This is a genomic window from Duganella sp. GW821-FHT07F09 (assembly GCF_059418705.1).
The window spans coordinates 122,854-139,030 of the sequence record NZ_JBWKQJ010000006.1; the positions used below are offsets into that span (position 1 = coordinate 122,854).

The following is a 16,177-nucleotide window of genomic DNA, read 5'->3' on the forward strand; positions in this document are numbered from 1 at the left end:
GGATTAGTAGATGGCCTTGCCCGAAGCGTCTTTCAGGTTGGCCTTCCAGGAATCCTGCACCAGTTTGACAACCGAGGCTGGCAGCGGAACGTAGTCCAGTTCGACGGCAGCGTTGCCGCCCGATTTGAAGGCCCAGTCGAAGAACTTGACGACTTCCTTGCCCTTGTTGGCGTCGGCCTGCACTTTGTGCATCAGGATGAACGACACGCCGGTGATCGGCCACGAGTTTTTACCAGCCTGGTCGGTCAGCACGACGCCGAAGCCCGGGGTCTTGGTCCACTCGGCGTTGGCGGCGGCGGCTTTGAAGAACTCGTCGTCAGGCTGCAGGAAGTTGCCGTCCTTGTTTTTCAGCTGGGTGTGCGACATCTTGTTCTTTTTAGCGTAAGCCCACTCGACGTAGCCGATCGAACCCTTGATACGCTGAACGTTGGCGGCGACGCCTTCGTTACCCTTGCCGCCCACGCCGACCACCCACTTCACAGCGGTGCCCGAGCCGACTTTGGTCTTGAACTCAGGGTTGGTTTTCGACAGGAAGTCGGTGAACAGGAACGAGGTGCCCGAACCGTCGGCGCGGTGCACCACGGTGATGTCTTCGGCCGGCAGCTTGACGCCCGGGTTGACGGCGGCGATTTCAGGAGCGTTCCACTTGGTGATCTTGCCCAGGTAGATGTCGCCGACGATCTGGCCGGTCATTTTCAGCTGGCCAGGGGTGATGCCGTCGAGGTTGACGATGGTGACCACGCCGCCCATGATGGCCGGGAACTGCATCAGGCCTTCGGCGTCCAGGTCTTCCGCTTTCAGTGGCATGTCCGACGCGCCGAAGTCGACGGTCTTTGCTTTGATCTGCTTGATGCCAGCGCCCGAGCCGACGGACTGATAGTTCAGACCGTTGCCGGTGGCGGCTTTGTACTGCTCGGCCCACTTGGCGTAGATCGGGTACGGGAAGGTGGCGCCGGCACCGGTCATATCGGCGGCGGTGGCGGCCGACGAGAATGCCATCACGGCAGACACGCCCACTACCAGGGAAGAGATCAATTGTTTGATTCGCATTTCAAGTCCTTTGTTATGACAGGTTAGGATGCTGCGCAGTCTACCGGGGCAATATGACGGGTTTATGACATGCCAAAAAAATCTCGGAAATAACCATGTGTCCATGTTTTGCGCGCCGCTTCCCCTATGGGAACGGCTAAAATGTCACAAACGGACCGCCTCATGTTACGCCCTCTTGTCACAATTGTGACAAGCCCGCACGTCATTTATGACATGCCATGTCACGGAGTTGTCATATTTTGTATTTACACTGTTGCAATCATTATTCTGTCGATACAGGCTAGAATTACCCCATCTGCAAAGTGATTAAAAAGACATGAAGCCTGACTTGCATGCTGAAGTAAATAAGAACTCTGCTTTTCTGGACCGGGAACTGTCGCAACTGATGTTCAACCGGCGGGTTCTGGCGCAAGCCGAAGACAAGAACATTCCCTTATTAGAGCGTCTGCGTTATCTGTGCATCGCCAGCAGCAACCTGGACGAGTTTTTCGAGGTGCGCGTGGCCAGCCTGCTGGCCGCCGGCAGCGTCGACGGCTCGCTGGCCAACCACCCCGCCCTGGTCGCCACGCTCTCGCGCATCTGCGAGGAATGCCATGTACTGGTCGAGCACCAATATGAAATCCTCAATCAGGAAGTGCTGCCCGAACTGGCCGCCAACGGCGTCCACCTGGTGCGCCACAACGAGCGCAACGAAGCCCAGCGCGCGTGGGTCAAGGAATACTTCGACACCGAGGTGCGACCGCTGCTGACGCCGATCGGCCTCGATCCGGCCCACCCCTTCCCCCAGGTCGTCAATAAAAGTCTCAATTTCATCGTTTCGCTGAACGGCAAGGACGCCTTCGGCCGCGGCACGGCGATCGCCATCGTCAAGGCGCCACGCGTGCTGCCGCGCGTGATCCGCCTGCCGGACGAGCTGTCCGACAGCGGCGGCGTGTCGTTCTGCCTGTTGTCGTCGATCATCCACGCACACATCTCCGACCTGTTCGCCGGGCGCGAAGTGATCGCCTATTCGCAATTCCGCGTCACCCGCGACAGCGACCTGTGGGTCGACGAGGACGAGGTCAAGAACCTGCGCCAGGCGCTCAAAGGCGAGTTGCAGGGCCGCCAGTTCGGCACCTCGGTGCGGCTGGAGGTGGCCAAGAACTGCCCGCCGGAACTGTCGCAATTCCTGCTCGACCAGTTCGGCCTGCACCAAAGCCGACTGTACGCGGTCAACGGCCCCGTCAACCTGGTGCGCCTGACCGAGATCATGGACCACGTCGACAATGCGGCGCTGCGCTTCCCGCCGTTCTTCCCCGGCATCGCCCAGAAACCCGGCAGCGCCGACATCTTCGCCGCGCTGCGCAAGGGCGATATCCTGCTGCACCATCCGTTCCAGTCGTTCCAGACAGTCATCGACTTCGTCCGCAGCGCCGCGCTCGACCCGGCCGTGGTGGCGATCAAGCAAACCATCTACCGCACCGGCATGAACTCGGACCTGATGGAGTCGCTGATCACGGCCGCGCGCATGGGCAAGGAAGTGACCGTCATCGTCGAGCTCAAGGCGCGCTTCGACGAGGAAGCCAACATCAACTGGGCCGACAAGCTGGAACAGGCCGGCGCCCAGGTGGTGTACGGCGTGGTCGGCCTGAAAACCCACGCCAAGGTGGCGCTGGTGATCCGCCGCGAGGAAGGCAAGCTGCGCTTCTACGCCCACCTCGGCACCGGCAACTACCACCCGACGACGACCAAGTTCTATACCGACTTCGGCCTGCTCACCTGCCATCCGGGCATCAGCCAGGAGGTCAACGAGGTGTTCATCCACCTGACCAGCCTGACCAAGCCGCACCGGCTGACGCACTTATGGCTGGCGCCGTTCGCGCTGCAAAACGAGATCATCAAGGCCATCCGCAACGAGGCGCGTATCGCGCGCGCCGGCCGGCCCGGACGTATTATTGTTAAGATGAACGCGCTGGTGGACGAATCGGTGATCCGCGCGCTGTACGCGGCGTCCAAGGACGGCGTCAAGATCGACCTGATCGTGCGCGGCGCGTGCACCTTGAAGCCTGGTGTGCCGGGGCTGTCGGAAAACATCCGCGTGCGCTCGATCATCGGCCGCTACCTGGAGCACAGCCGTATTTATTACTTCCGCAACGATCTGGCGCACGACGTGATGCTGTCGAGCGCCGACTGGATGAGCCGCAACCTGTTCCGCCGCATCGAGGTGGCGTTCCCGATACTGGACAAAACCCTCAAGCGGCGCGTGCTGGCCGAGGGCTTGAATCCGTACCTAAAGGACAACGTCAACGCGTGGGAGCTGGAGGCGGACGGGCATTACACGCGCCGCAAGACGCGCGCCAAGCAAGTCGGCTTCAGCGCCCAGCAACATCTGATGCAGACGCTGGGCACGCCCGGGGGCAACCTCGGCGGAGAATAACAACAACGCACGGCGGGCCGGAAGGTCCGCCGCTGGGATCTTTTTCTAATGATAGCCGGGAGAAAAACATGGATCTCATTTTATGGCGGCATGCGGAGGCCGAGGATGCGGCGCCCGGCATGTCCGATCTGGAACGCGCGTTGACCACCAAGGGGGTCAAGCAGGCACGCCGCATGGGGCAATGGCTCAATTCCCAGTTGCCGGACAGTTGCCGCATATTGGCCAGCCCTTCCGTGCGCACCTTGCAGACGGTCGAGGCGCTGGGACGCAAATACAAAATCCATACCGATCTGGCGCCCGGCGCCGATCCGGCCGATATCCTCAAGGCGGCCAACTGGCCGGGCGGCAAGGATTCGGTGCTGGTGGTCGGCCATCAGCCAACCCTTGGCCAGGTCGCCTCGATGCTATTGACGGGAGACGACCTCGAATGGGATATCCGCAAGGCCAGCGCCTGGTGGTTCGCGCAGCGCGATCCGGGCAACGCCATGAGCGTGTATCTGAAGGCGGTGATGGCGGCCGACCTGGTGGTGAAATAGCGACGGCGGGAGCATTGTCGAGCTTGCAAAGCGGCAATGATCTGCTAAAGTGAAATCGTACCAACCAGAGGGGGGATACGATGTTTACCTTGCTCACCATGGGCATCCTAGGAGGGATGATCGCCCTTGTTGTCTACGAAATAGTGCAGGAAACCGTAGGCAGCAAACAGAAACTGACCGACCGCTATCACGAATAGCATTTCGCTTCGTACGAAGCCCGCTCGGCGCCGATTGGCGCCGATGTTCGTTTACGGCGTTCCGGTGGCTGTATTGACGGCGCCGTGGCGGATTAGGCGGGACGCCGTAATCCGCCACGCTCCGCCAGCGCCGCATGCTTGCACTACCGGCCGGTCTTAAACTTGGTATACGTGCGCGTGATCACACGGCGGATATCGGCCGGCACCGCCTCCGGCGCCGCCATGCGCTGCTTATCCGCCTCCGACAGGAAAATCGTCTTGTTCGCTGCGATATCCTTGCGCACGAACTTCAAACTGGCCGAGTTCGGGTTGGCGTAAAACACCTTGTTGGTTAGGCTGGCATGCACCTCCGGACGCATAATGTAATTGATCCACAGATGCGCGTTGTTCGGATGCGGCGCATCGGCCGGAATCGCCATGGTGTCGAACATCAACGCCGCCGGCGTCTTCGGTATCAACGCCTCGATCACATTGCCGTTCTTGGCGTCGACCGCGCGCTGGCGGGCGATGTTGATATCGCCGGACCAGCCCAGCGACACGCAAACGGCACCGTTGGCCAAATCATTGATATAGCCCGACGAGCTGAACAACGTCACGCTCGGCCGGATCGCCGCCAGCAGCTTGCCCGCCTCGGTGTAGTCGGCGGCATTCTTGGAGTACGCCGGTTTGCCCAGATACATCAGCGCCGCAGGCAACACCTCCGACGGCGAATCCAGGAACGACACGCCACACGATTTCAGCTTGGACACATACTCAGGCTTGAACAGCAGGTCCCAGGCGTTCTCCGGCATTGGCAGGTTGCCCAGCGCGGCCTTGACCTTGTTGACGTTGATGCCCACCGTGGTATAGCCCCACAGCCAGTCGACCAGATACTCGTTGGCCGGGTCGATGCTGGCCAGCTTGGCCTGGATCGCCGGATCGAGGTTCTTCAGGTTCGGCAGCTTGGACTTGTCCAGCTTGCGCAACAGCTTGCCTTCGATCTGCAGGCGCGCCCACGGCGCGGTCGGCACCACGATGTCGTAACCGGACTTGCCGGCCACCAGCTTGGAATTGAGAATCTCGTTGTTGTCGAAAACATCATAACGGACCTTGATGCCCGTTTCTTTTTCGAAGTTTTTAACCGTGTCTTCCGCGATGTAATCGGACCAGTTATAGATGTTGAGGACTTTTTCCTCGGGCGCCTGGGCGGCGACCTGCCCCACGGCGGCCATCAAACCTGCGGCGACCAGCGCCGCGCCAACGAACTTCCCTGCCATAGCACCTCCGAAAAGTGGATTCATACACAACCCGTGATGATCGGGCATCCACCGTTTCCACGCAAGGAGTTCGTTAGAAATAGACCTCGATCGTCAGCCCAGCATATCGAACAAGGTGCCGGTGCCGCCGCCGGCACCGTTGATCGCGCTGCCGGCGCCGGTCTGGGCCTGTGCGCTGTACAGCGCCACCAGCGCGTTGGCCTGCGCCGTCAGCGCCTTGGTCAGCACGGCGCGCTTGCCGTTGATGTTGGCGATTTCCGTGTTCATTTGCTTGGCTTCCTTGCTGATCACGCTGGACGAGGACGTGAACGCCGACGCCTTGGACGACATCAAATCGGCGATGCCCTTGCCGTCGTTGGTGAACAGCTTGGCCACCGACGACGAGTCGGCCGTCAACGCGGCCTGCAGCTTCTTGTCGTCGACCACCATGTTGCCCTTGGCATCCTGGCTGACGCCAGCCGCGCCCAGCGCAGAGATCGACACGCTGCCGCCGCCCGTCTTCAACAGCATGCTCATCTGGCTGACCACTTGGCCGATCGCGGTATCGCCCTTCAGCGCCCCTTGTTGCAGTGTCTGCAACTTCTTGTTCAGGTCGTTGTAGGCGGCCACGAAGGACTTCAGGTTGGCGCCGATCTGGCTCGAATCCTGTTTGATCGTCACGTCGGACTTGCCGGCTCCGGTCAACGTCAGCGTGGCGCCGGCGATGCCGTTGTCCTTGGCCAGCGTGTTGGTCGGGCTGGTGACCTCCTTGCCGTCCACCGTCAGGATGGCGTTTTGCGCCGCCGTGGTCTGCTTCAGCTTTTGGCCGCCGTCGGGATCGAACGCCAGCAGGCCCTTGAGCGCGGCGTCGCCGCTGACGCTGATGCGCATGCTATTGGCCGCGCCGCTCTCGCCGGCGATGCCCAGCGAAAACTTGCCGTCGTCACCCTTGACCACCTTCACGTCCACGCCGGCCGCCTTGAACGCGGCGGCCATGCCTTCGAGCGTATTGTTGGTGCTGTCGATGGTGATGGTTTTGCTGCTGGCGGTGCCGTTGGTGACAAAGCCCTTGGCGCCGCCGGCGGTGCCGAAGTCGATCTTGACGGTGGTGGTGGCGCCGCCGCCGATCTTGGTGGTGGCGGAGGTGAATTCCTCGCTGGTCAGAAACTGGCCCTGCGCCAGCTGCTTGACGTCGATCGCGTAGGTGCCGGCCTTGGCCGCGCCGGTGGACGTGGCCGTCAGCACCGTCTTGGCCGAGCTGGCGGCGCTGGTGCTCAAGCCGCTGCCGGTCAGGCTGGCGGCGAGCGCCTGGAAATCGGCCAACGCGCTTTGCAGCTGGCCCAGGCCGGACAGCTTGGTCTGGTCGCGCACCAGCGTCGCGTTGAGCTTGGTCGCGGCGCCGTTCTGCGCCGTCATGGTCTGCTCGACGCGTTTGTAGATATCGCTCGAGACCGCCGTGCTGGCGGCGCTGGTCGCGGAGTTGATGGAGGTCGCCATGATGTATTCCTGCCTGGATGATTACATAGTATGCAATATGGTCGGAATAACCGATACGGCGAACAGAACCGGGTTTACCTCGCAATCCCGGAACACGAAACACGAAAACACGTAGGGCGGATTAGCGCAGCGTAATCGGCCATGCATGCGCCATCGAGACGCATGCATGGCCGATTACGGCGTCCCGCCTAATCCGCCCTACGCGTTCAGAAATCGCGGAGGTGAGGAGCCGAGCGAAGCCGCTGGCCGGTCCCACGCCATCGACGTAGCGCCCACAACCACGGGCGGCGCCAACCGGCGCGCCGCGCCCCATTCCGTATGCTCGACGGTTGGCGCCAGATCTGCTTCGCCAGCGGCGTCCAAAGGCCACGCGCCGACCTCGGGCGCGGAATCGGTCAGCAATTTGGCGGTGCGCGCCAGCGACAGGCGCGCACCCGTCGCGCGGTTGTCGGCCAACCGGTAAAGCAAGCCGCGCAACACGGCCGCCGCCATCAGATAACCAGTGGCGTGGTCGAGCGCCTGGACCGGCAAAGGCACCGGTTTGTTGGCGCCCTGCATCCGCATCCCATGCTCGGCGATGCCCGAACTCATTTGCACCAGACTATCGAACCCGCGCCGCCCCGCCAGCGGACCGGTCCAGCCATACGCGTCCAGGCCGACGTCGATCAGTCCGGGGTTGAGCGCGCGGCGAAATTGCTCGCCGTAACCCAAGCGCTCCAGCGCGGCCGGACGATAGCCATGCACCAGCACATCCGCCCGCGCCAGCAAGTCCTCGAAGATGGCACGGTCGGCCGGCTGGCGCAGGTCCAGCCGCGCGCAGCGCTTGCCAGCCGTCACCTCTGGAATCACGCCCGGCTCATTCCAGTCGGGCGGATCGATGCGCAGCACGTCGGCGCCATAGCCGGCCAGAAAACGGGTCGCGACCGGGCCGGCGAGCACGCGCGTCAAATCCAGCACTTTCAATCTTGCCAGCGGGCGCGCCGGCGTGGCGGCGCCGGACCAACCGTGCACGGCGGCGATACCGTCCAGCGGCCGCGTCTCGAGCGCAACCAGCGGCTCGACGGCGACCGCCACGCCCTGCGGATGCGCCGCCCATTCCGCCGCCGAGCGCATCATCGCCGCACAGCCGCCGTTGGCGACCACCGCCTCTTCCAGCTCCCCGCCGCGCCAGCCCGCGACCGCGCGCGCCACGGCCTGACGATCGACCTCGCAACCGAGCACCGCAAGCGCGGCGTCACGATGATGAACGGCATTGGTATGCAAACGTATCCAGCCGTCGGCAGTGGCGTAGTCGCCGGCCACCGCGTCCCACAGCGGCGGGCGTTCCCAGCCAATGGGATGGATCGACCAGCCGAACCAGAGCGAAGCCAACCGGCGGTCCACCCGCACCGGCGCGGCATCGCCGCCCTGCGCGATGATCAACTGGCGCAGCGCCAACCCCGCCGCGCCGACCGACGCCGCAGCCAAATCGGTGACGGCGTAATACGATGGCAGCGCGCCCTCCCCCTCAAAGCGCATCGCGTCCGGCGCGCCGTCCGGCAGCGCCAACGCCGACGATGCCGCTTGCAGCAGATGACGAGAGATAACAGACATGAAAGCTCCGGAAATTGATATGCAAGCCAGCATGAACCCGCGCGCCCCGTATGTCGGGGCCGGCCTGGAGCAGGGATTTAACGGATGAACTTGTTGACGACGCTGGTGGTGGCCGCGTCCGGATTGACGAACTGGTAGCCGATCTTGAAATGATCGCCGCTGAAGATGCAATACGTGACCTTGGCACGGCTGCTGACCAGTTGGCCCTTGCCGTCCAGGAAAAGCTCAAACGTCACCAGCCCCATGTGCCCGACCGCCAACTTGTGGTCGAACGTGAGCGACAAACCGGTGGCGCAGAGGTCGATGGTGCGTCCCTGCTGGGGCGGCATCCCATCCATCACCACGACTGCCTTGGCGCGCACGATCTTGCGCGCGACTGATCGTTGATCGACTAACAATTTATTCCATCCTTTAGATACATAATGTTACGTGGTAAACACTATTGCTGATTACAACACATAACAATACATCTTTATTGGATTTCGCGCAGCTTATTGAAGGCATCATCGATGCGATCGACGGCAATAATCGTCATGCCCTCGATCGGTTGCTTGGGCGCGTTGGAGGTCGGGATCATCGCCATCGAGAAACCCAGCTTGGCCGCCTCGCGCAAACGTTCCTGGCCGCGCGGCGCCGGGCGGATCTCGCCGGCCAGGCCGACCTCGCCGAACACGACGAAGCCGCGCGGCAGCGGCTTGTTGCGCATCGACGAATTGATCGCCAGCAGCACCGCCAGGTCGGCCGCCGGCTCGGTGATCTTGACGCCGCCGACGGCGTTGATGAACACGTCCTGGTCGAAGGCGGCGATGCCCGCGTGGCGATGTAAAACCGCCAACAACATCGCCAGCCGGTTCTGCTCCAGGCCCACCGACAGGCGGCGCGCATTGGGCAGGTGGCTGGCGTCGACCAGCGCCTGGATCTCCACCAGCAGCGGCCGCGTGCCTTCCTGCGTGACCATCACACAGGACCCGGGCACCTGGTTGTCATGCTGGGACAGGAACAACGCCGACGGGTTCGACACGCCCTTGAGCCCCTTTTCGGTCATGGCGAACACGCCCAGCTCGTTGACGGCGCCGAAGCGGTTCTTGATCGCCCGCACCAGGCGGAAACTCGAATGGTTGTCGCCCTCGAAATACAGCACGGTGTCGACGATGTGCTCGAGCACGCGCGGACCGGCCAGCGCGCCCTCCTTCGTCACGTGGCCCACCAGAATGATGGTGATGCCGGTCTGCTTGGCCACGCGCGTCAGTTGCGCCGCGCATTCGCGCACCTGCGCCACCGATCCCGGCGCCGAGCTGAGCGCGTCGGAATAGACGGTCTGGATCGAGTCGATGACCGCCACGTCCGGCTTCAGGTCGGCCAGCGTGCCGAGGATTTTTTCCAGTTGTATCTCCGCCTGCAACTTCAGATCACGGGCGTCGACCTGCAAGCGCTTGGCGCGCAGCGCGATCTGGGCGCCGGATTCCTCGCCGCTGACATATAAAACCTTCTTTAAATGCGACAGATTGGCCAGCGCCTGCAGCAGCAGGGTCGACTTGCCGATGCCGGGATCGCCGCCGATCAGCACCACGCCGCCGGCCACCAGCCCGCCGCCGAGCACGCGGTCGAACTCCTCGATGCCGGTGCCGAAGCGCGGCACGTCGATGGCGTCGATATCGGCCAGCGACAGCACCGGCGCCGTCTGCGCCAGCGCCATGTGCTGCGGCTGCGAATAGCGGTTGTTGCCGCCGGTTTCGATGAGCGTTTCCACCATCGTGTTCCACTGCTGGCACGAGGAGCATTGCCCGGTCCACTTGGTGGACGTGCCGCCGCATTCGGTGCAGGTGTAATTGGTTTTAGCCTTGGCCATCCGCTCAGTCCTCGACCACGGCCACGCGCTGCCCCAGCGCGCACATCAGCTCATAGCCGATGGTGCCGGCCGCGTTGGCGACCTCGTCGATCGGCAAGCCCCGGCCCCACAAGGTCACCTTGCTGCCGATTTTGACGTCGGGCAGATCGGTCAGGTCGACCGTCAGCAGATCCATCGACACGCGCCCGACCAGGCGGGTGCGTACGCCGTCGACCAGCACCGGAGTGTCGACCGGGGCGTGGCGCGGATAGCCGTCGGCATAGCCGCAGGCGACCACGCCGACCCGCATCGGCCCCTCGGCCTGGAAGCGGCTACCGTAGCCGACCACGTCGCCGGCGGCGATTTGCTGCACGCCGATGATCTCGCTCGTCAGCGTCATGGCCGGCAGCAGGCCGTATTCCTCGGCCGACTTGCCGCCCGGCGTGCCGCCGTACAGCATGATGCCGGGACGCACCCAGTCGTTGCGCAGGATGTCGGCCAGCTCGTCCTGGCGCAGCACGCCGGCCGAATTCGACAGGCTGCGCATGCCCGGCAGGCCGGCGGCGGCGGCCTCGAAGCGGCGGATCTGCTCGTCGATCGGCAACAGCAGGTGCTTGGCGTCGTCGGCGTTGGCGAAGTGGGTCATCAAAGTGATGTTGCCAACGCAGGAAATGGCCACCAGCCGGGCGTGGGCGGCGGCGAACGCGGCGGGCATGAAGCCGAGGCGGTTCATGCCGCTGTTCATCTTCAGATGCAGGTTAAGCTTGATGCCGCGCGCCGCCAGCGCCTCCTGGGCGGCCTCCAGCCACTCCAGCTGCTCGTTGCAATGGACGGCCGCCTCCAGGTTGTAGCCGGCCATCGTGTTCACATCGTCGGGACCGAAGAAACCCTCTAGTAACAGGATCGGCTTTTTCCAGCCCATCTCGCGCAGCCGCACGGCGTTGTCGACCTCCACCAGCGCCAGGCCGTCGGCGTCGGCGAAACCGCGCATCGCCCGCTCCAGCCCGTGCCCGTAGCCATTGGCTTTGAGCACGCCCCACACCCTGGCACCGGGCGAGCCGGCCTTGGCGCGCGCCAAATTGTGCTGCAGGGATGCAATGTGGATGGTCGCGACGATTGGCCTTGGCATAGTGCTATCTTTATCAAAAACAGTGGAGCCGTATTTTACCGTGCGCCCACCATTAGTGCGTGGAGGCGCACCGCTCAATTCTTGGGGGTTCCGATCAAAGCGTGGTATAAAGCAAGCCAATACAAGCTTTCAGGCATCCCAGAATGAATCGTGGTTTCTATACCATCATGGCAGCGCAATTTTTTTCGTCGCTGGCGGATAATGCGTTGCTCTTTGTTGCGATTGACCTGCTGATCAATATGAACTCGCCGGGGTGGATCACGCCTCTGCTGAAGCTTTCATTTACGCTCTTTTACGTGCTGTTGGCCGCATTTGTAGGTGCGTTCGCCGATTCAATGCCAAAAGGCAAAGTCATGTTCATCTCCAACCTGATCAAGGTTGGCGGCTGCATGCTGATTTTCGCCAACGTCCACCCCTTGCTCGCGTACGCCATCGTCGGTTTCGGCGCCGCCGTCTACTCGCCGGCCAAGTATGGCATCCTGACCGAACTGCTGCCGGCCGAGAAGCTGGTCGCCGCCAACGGCTGGGTGGAAGGCTTGACCGTCATGTCGATCATCTTCGGCACCGTCATGGGCGGCGCGCTGGTCGGCGACCGCGTCTCGTCCTACCTGCTCGGCTTCGACATGCCGCTGATCGACACCGGCGTCACCACCGCGACCCAATCGGCGCTGTGCGTGGTGGTCGGCATCTATATCATCGCGGCGCTGTTCAACACCCGCATCCCCGATACCGGTTGCCGCTACGGCCATCAGGAACGCAACCCGATCAAGCTGGTCACCGACTTCGCCAACTGCTACAGCCTGCTGTGGAAAGACAAGCTGGGCCAGATCTCGCTGGCGGTCACCACCTTGTTCTGGGGCGCCGCGCAAACCCTGCAATTCATCGTACTGGAATGGGCTAACCGGACGCTCAAGCTGACCTACGAACAGTCGACCAGCCTGGTCGGCGTGGTCGCCATCGGCGTGGCGGCCGGCGCGGTCATCTCGGCGCGCTCGATCACCTTGCGCAAATCGCTCACCGTGATCCCGGTCGGCATCGCCATGGGCGTCATCGTCATGGGCATGACCTTGGTCAACTCGGTGACCTTGGCGTACCCGCTGCTGGTGTTGGTCGGTTTGCTGGGCGGCTTCTTCCTGGTGCCGATGAACGCGCTGCTGCAGCACCGCGGCCACGTGCTGATGAGCGCGGGCCACTCGATCGCCGTGCAGAACTTCAATGAGAATCTGTCGATCCTGGTGATGCTGGCGGCCTACTCGCTGATGCTGCGCGGCCACCTGAACCTGAACATCATCATCCTGATCTTCGGTTTGTTCCTGGCCGGCACCATGTTCTTCATCATGCGCAAGCACCAGGCAAACCAGCGCGAATTCGATTCGATCAGCCTGATCGGCGAAGCCAAGCACTGAGGATGAGGATCCACGGAGACACGTAGGGCGGATTAGGCGGAACGCCGTAATCGGCCATCGACGAGCCGTCGGCGGCTCTCACATGGCCGATTACGCTTCGCTAATCCGCCCTACGTGGATCCCAAGCGAATCCGAGTGGAATTACGTTGGCAGCGTGCCGTCCTGGCGACGTTGCGCGGCTTGCGCCGACCAATCGTCCGGCACCACGAATCCGCGCCGCTCCTCCACCAGCCAACCGCCCTCCTCCCGCATCACCGCCACCATCACCGGCGCGCTGACCTTGGCCATTTGCTCGTCCAGCGCGGCCAGCAACCCTTGCAGATCCATCGCGCCGTCGGCCGCCTTCAACGGCGCCAGCCACAGCAGGCGATGCATGATGATGAAACGCTCCCCCCGCAGACCTTGCGCCTGCGCCATCGACATCCAGAAACCATTGCAGTGGGGTTGCGAAATACCGGCCATGCCGCGCCCGGCCTCTTCGCCCGGATAGAACAGCCAGCCTTTGACCAGCGCCAGCGCGCGCGCCACCGGTTGCGGCAACAACGGCTGCGCCGCCGGGTGCCGCGCCAAGGACAGTTGTTTATCGAAAATCTTGCGCATCTTCGCGCCCAGGGTATCGGCCAGGTTCGGGCCGATCAAGCCGTTGAAGCCCTCCCCCGTGCTGTCGGCGTCGAGCAGGTAGAACTTGGTGGCGAACTCCAGATGAACCAGATCGTCGCCGTCGCGCAGCAGGAAATCGAACTCGCCGACGGTGTCGTTGCGGTTGGCGCGCACCTGCAAGCCGTGCGCGACCAGCTTGCCGTGCTCGGCGAAGTAGAAGGCCATCAGCTTTTCCGCGTACAAGCCCAGGCGGGAATAATGCCGGGCGCCGAGCGCCGCTTCCAGCGGAATCGGGTCCTGCTCCAGCGCGGCCAGCCAGTCGGCGGTGTCCTGCGTCATCGCGCCCACGGTGGCGATGCGGCCCTGCCAGTGCGGCGAAGCGGGATCGAGCAAGTCGGGCGCGTCCAGCAGCCAGGCCAGCGCGCGCACGTGCGGGCGGGTCAAGTGGCCCCAGCGCCGCTCGAACCGCGCCTGATAGCTATCGGGCGCGGTGTCGGGCGGCGTCGGCGGCTGCCTAGTCACGGGCCGCCTTCGCCAGGCACAAATCGCCCCAGGCCTTGGCCTTGTCTTCCGGGCGGCGCAACAGGTCGTCCGGATGGTAGGTCGCCACCACCGGCAGTTCGGCGGCGCCGTAGCGCATTACCTTGCCGCGCGCGGCCGGCCCCATCATCAGCCCCTTGGCGGCGTGCTGGCCGAACGTCATCGCCATCGACGCCCCGGTCAGTTGCAGCTCGCGGTGCAGGTAGGGACGACAGGCTGTCAGCTCGTCGATGGTCGGCGGGCGGTCGGCGCCGTCCTCGGCGGCCGGGCGGCATTTGACCAGATTGGTCACATACACGTCCGCATCGGGCTTGAGCGCGATGGCTTTGAGCATGTTGTCGAGCAGTTGGCCGGCCTCGCCCGCGACGGGTTGGTTGTCTTTTTCGTCCAGGCGCGACGGACCGGCGGCCAATGCGATCCAGGAGGCATCGGTCGCGCCACGGCCGTTGACGGCGTTGCGGCGCGTGTTGCACAGCTGGCAGCGGGTGCAGGTGGCGACGGCGGTGCGCAATTGCGCCCAGTCCATCGCGGCGATCGCCTCGTCGCTGACCGGCGCGGCGCGGGCCGGCACCGGCGCCTCGTCGAACCAGGCGGTCGAGTCGTCCATGTCTGCGGATGGGGCCGCAGGCGCGGCGTCGATGGCCGTGACCGGGGCCGCGCGCGGGGCGCTGGCTGGCGGCGCTTCGGGCATCAGTGCGCGGGCGGCTACCGGGGCTGGCTGCTCGCGGACAGGCTGTTCGTTGGCCGGCTGCGCGCGAACCGGCTGTTCGGCCGCTGGAGGTTCCATCACCGCCTGCATAACCGCCTGCGTGAACGCGGACTGCTCAGCCTCGGCCTCGGCCAGCCGCTCGTCGGCCTGCTCGGCGGCATCGACCGCCGCTGGAGCTGCTGGGCGGTTGCGCAGGGACCAATGCGCGCCGACGCCCATCTCCTCCAGGAAAATCGCGCTGCGGGTTGCTGTCTGAGTCATATTCCGAACCGCATAACGATGGCGTCCTCGCGTTGCTGGTCGGCCGCGGGATAATATCCCTTGCGCCGGCCGATCTGTTTAAATCCATAGCGCTCGTAAATCTTCAGCGCCCGCTCGTTCGACGGCCGCACTTCCAGCAGCACCGACGTCATGCCCAGCCCGCGCGAGCAGGCCACCGCCTGGTTCAGCAGGAAGCGTCCCAGCCCCTGCCCCTGCCGCTCGGCCGACACCGCCACGTTCAGCAGATGCGCCTCGTCGACGATCGCCATCAGCAGGAAGTAGCCCAGCAACACACCGGCCTGGTCGCGCAACACCCAGGCCTCGTAGTTGCTGCTCAGCGAATCGGCGAAATTGCCCATACTCCAAGGATGCGGATACACGCTCTCCTCCAGCGCCAGCACCTCGGCCAGGTCGGTTTGCTGCATCGGCTCATAGTTCAACCGTGCCAGATCCCACAGCTGCTTCATGCCACGCCTTCCGCCGCCTTGGCGATGGCCATCTCACGCCGCTCGGCCTGGGTGTAGGCGATCTTGTTACGCAGATACAGCGGCTGGGCCTCGGCCGCCGTCACCGTCTTGCCGGCGGCGAAAGCGATGCCCGCCAGTTGCGCGATCTGTTCCGCGTGCGGCATCACCTCGGCATGGCCACCGGCCGGGAACGCCTCGGCATAGGCCGACAAGCCGTTGCCGCAAGCGACAGGCGCGCCCTGCGGCCGCACGCCATCGGGCGCAGACAGGGTCGGCGGCAGCACGGCAGCCGGCTCGGCGATGTTGGCCGCATCGCCATTGAAGCGGTATTGTGCCCAGTAGACCTCGCCCATGCGCGCGTCCAGCACGGCCAGCACGTCGGCGGCGCCGTGGCGTTGGCGGCAAGCGAGCGCCATCGCGTCGAGCGTGACGACCGGCACCACCGGCAGGCTGGCGCCGAAAGCGAGCCCCTGGGCGATGCCGCAGGCGGTGCGCACGCCGGTGAACGAGCCGGGACCGGAGCCGAAGGCGATCGCGTCGCAATCCTTCAGCGCGATGCCGGCTTCGGCCAGCAGTTCCTGGATCATCGGCAAGATCGATTGGGAATGGGTACGCACGCCGGACGACACGCGGCTGATGACGGTTTCGCCCCGCAGCAGCGCGCAGGAGGCCAGTTCGGACGAGGTTTCAATGGCAAGAATAATAGGCATCCC

At 63.9% G+C, this 16,177-nt stretch carries 14 protein-coding genes; 3 read left to right on the top strand and 11 right to left on the bottom strand.

The window, feature by feature from the left end; all coding sequences use genetic code 11:
- Positions 1 to 3 precede the first annotated feature (3 nt).
- Positions 4 to 1,050, bottom strand: a complete 1,047-nt coding sequence (gene pstS / locus AC07P1_RS17170; protein WP_315222399.1) for a phosphate ABC transporter substrate-binding protein PstS — start codon at positions 1,048 to 1,050, stop codon at positions 4 to 6.
- A 316-nt stretch (positions 1,051 to 1,366) separates the two neighbouring features.
- Here pstS and ppk1 point away from each other — a divergent pair, with 316 nt between their 5' ends.
- Together ppk1 and sixA are read left to right on the top strand one after the other, a co-directional pair.
- The gene (gene ppk1 / locus AC07P1_RS17175) at positions 1,367 to 3,466 is read left to right on the top strand and encodes a polyphosphate kinase 1 (RefSeq protein WP_494696960.1); all 2,100 of its coding nucleotides are present in this window, start codon (positions 1,367 to 1,369) and stop codon (positions 3,464 to 3,466) included.
- A 68-nt stretch (positions 3,467 to 3,534) separates the two neighbouring features.
- A complete protein-coding gene (sixA, locus tag AC07P1_RS17180; protein WP_494696961.1) occupies positions 3,535 to 4,002 on the top strand; it encodes a phosphohistidine phosphatase SixA in 468 nt (155 codons plus the stop codon).
- Between the two features lie 340 nt (positions 4,003 to 4,342).
- Here the strand turns inward: sixA and AC07P1_RS17185 are convergent, their stop codons facing one another.
- The 6 genes from AC07P1_RS17185 to alr all read right to left on the bottom strand — a co-directional run bounded on the left by AC07P1_RS17185 (position 4,343) and on the right by alr (position 11,481).
- Entirely contained in the window at positions 4,343 to 5,455 is a 1,113-nt protein-coding gene (locus AC07P1_RS17185; protein WP_494696962.1) for a polyamine ABC transporter substrate-binding protein, read from the bottom strand.
- 93 nt (positions 5,456 to 5,548) lie between these two features.
- Positions 5,549 to 6,931 (bottom strand): flagellar filament capping protein FliD, encoded by a 1,383-nt coding sequence (fliD, locus tag AC07P1_RS17190; RefSeq protein ID WP_494696963.1) that lies wholly within the window; start codon positions 6,929 to 6,931, stop codon positions 5,549 to 5,551.
- Positions 6,932 to 7,129: 198 nt separating this feature from the next.
- Positions 7,130 to 8,524 (bottom strand): CoA transferase, encoded by a 1,395-nt coding sequence (locus AC07P1_RS17195; RefSeq protein ID WP_494696964.1) that lies wholly within the window; start codon positions 8,522 to 8,524, stop codon positions 7,130 to 7,132.
- Between the two features lie 77 nt (positions 8,525 to 8,601).
- Entirely contained in the window at positions 8,602 to 8,922 is a 321-nt protein-coding gene (locus AC07P1_RS17200) for a PilZ domain-containing protein (RefSeq protein ID WP_494696965.1), read from the bottom strand.
- A gap of 74 nt (positions 8,923 to 8,996) precedes the next feature.
- Complete coding sequence (gene radA / locus AC07P1_RS17205; RefSeq protein WP_494696966.1) at positions 8,997 to 10,373, bottom strand: DNA repair protein RadA; 1,377 nt, start codon at positions 10,371 to 10,373, stop codon at positions 8,997 to 8,999.
- A gap of 4 nt (positions 10,374 to 10,377) precedes the next feature.
- Positions 10,378 to 11,481 carry an alanine racemase gene (alr, locus tag AC07P1_RS17210; protein ID WP_494696967.1) on the bottom strand — a complete coding sequence of 368 codons (1,104 nt, stop codon included), beginning with the start codon at positions 11,479 to 11,481 and terminating at the stop codon, positions 10,378 to 10,380.
- Positions 11,482 to 11,624: 143 nt separating this feature from the next.
- Here alr and lplT point away from each other — a divergent pair, with 143 nt between their 5' ends.
- Positions 11,625 to 12,887 carry a lysophospholipid transporter LplT gene (gene lplT, locus AC07P1_RS17215; protein ID WP_494696968.1) on the top strand — a complete coding sequence of 421 codons (1,263 nt, stop codon included), beginning with the start codon at positions 11,625 to 11,627 and terminating at the stop codon, positions 12,885 to 12,887.
- 141 nt (positions 12,888 to 13,028) lie between these two features.
- Here the strand turns inward: lplT and AC07P1_RS17220 are convergent, their stop codons facing one another.
- The 4 genes from AC07P1_RS17220 to tsaB are packed head-to-tail and all read right to left on the bottom strand — an operon-like array spanning position 13,029 to position 16,174.
- On the bottom strand, positions 13,029 to 14,009 hold the full coding sequence (locus AC07P1_RS17220) for a DUF1853 family protein (RefSeq protein ID WP_494696969.1): 981 nt from the start codon (positions 14,007 to 14,009) through the stop codon (positions 13,029 to 13,031).
- A complete protein-coding gene (locus AC07P1_RS17225; RefSeq protein ID WP_494696970.1) occupies positions 14,002 to 14,997 on the bottom strand; it encodes a uracil-DNA glycosylase in 996 nt (331 codons plus the stop codon). The genes AC07P1_RS17220 and AC07P1_RS17225 overlap by 8 nt, the downstream gene beginning before the upstream one ends.
- Positions 14,994 to 15,464 (bottom strand): ribosomal protein S18-alanine N-acetyltransferase, encoded by a 471-nt coding sequence (gene rimI, locus AC07P1_RS17230; RefSeq protein WP_494696971.1) that lies wholly within the window; start codon positions 15,462 to 15,464, stop codon positions 14,994 to 14,996. The genes AC07P1_RS17225 and rimI overlap by 4 nt, the downstream gene beginning before the upstream one ends.
- Complete coding sequence (gene tsaB / locus AC07P1_RS17235) at positions 15,461 to 16,174, bottom strand: tRNA (adenosine(37)-N6)-threonylcarbamoyltransferase complex dimerization subunit type 1 TsaB (protein WP_494696972.1); 714 nt, start codon at positions 16,172 to 16,174, stop codon at positions 15,461 to 15,463. Before tsaB ends, rimI begins: the two co-directional genes overlap by 4 nt.
- Positions 16,175 to 16,177 lie beyond the last annotated feature (3 nt).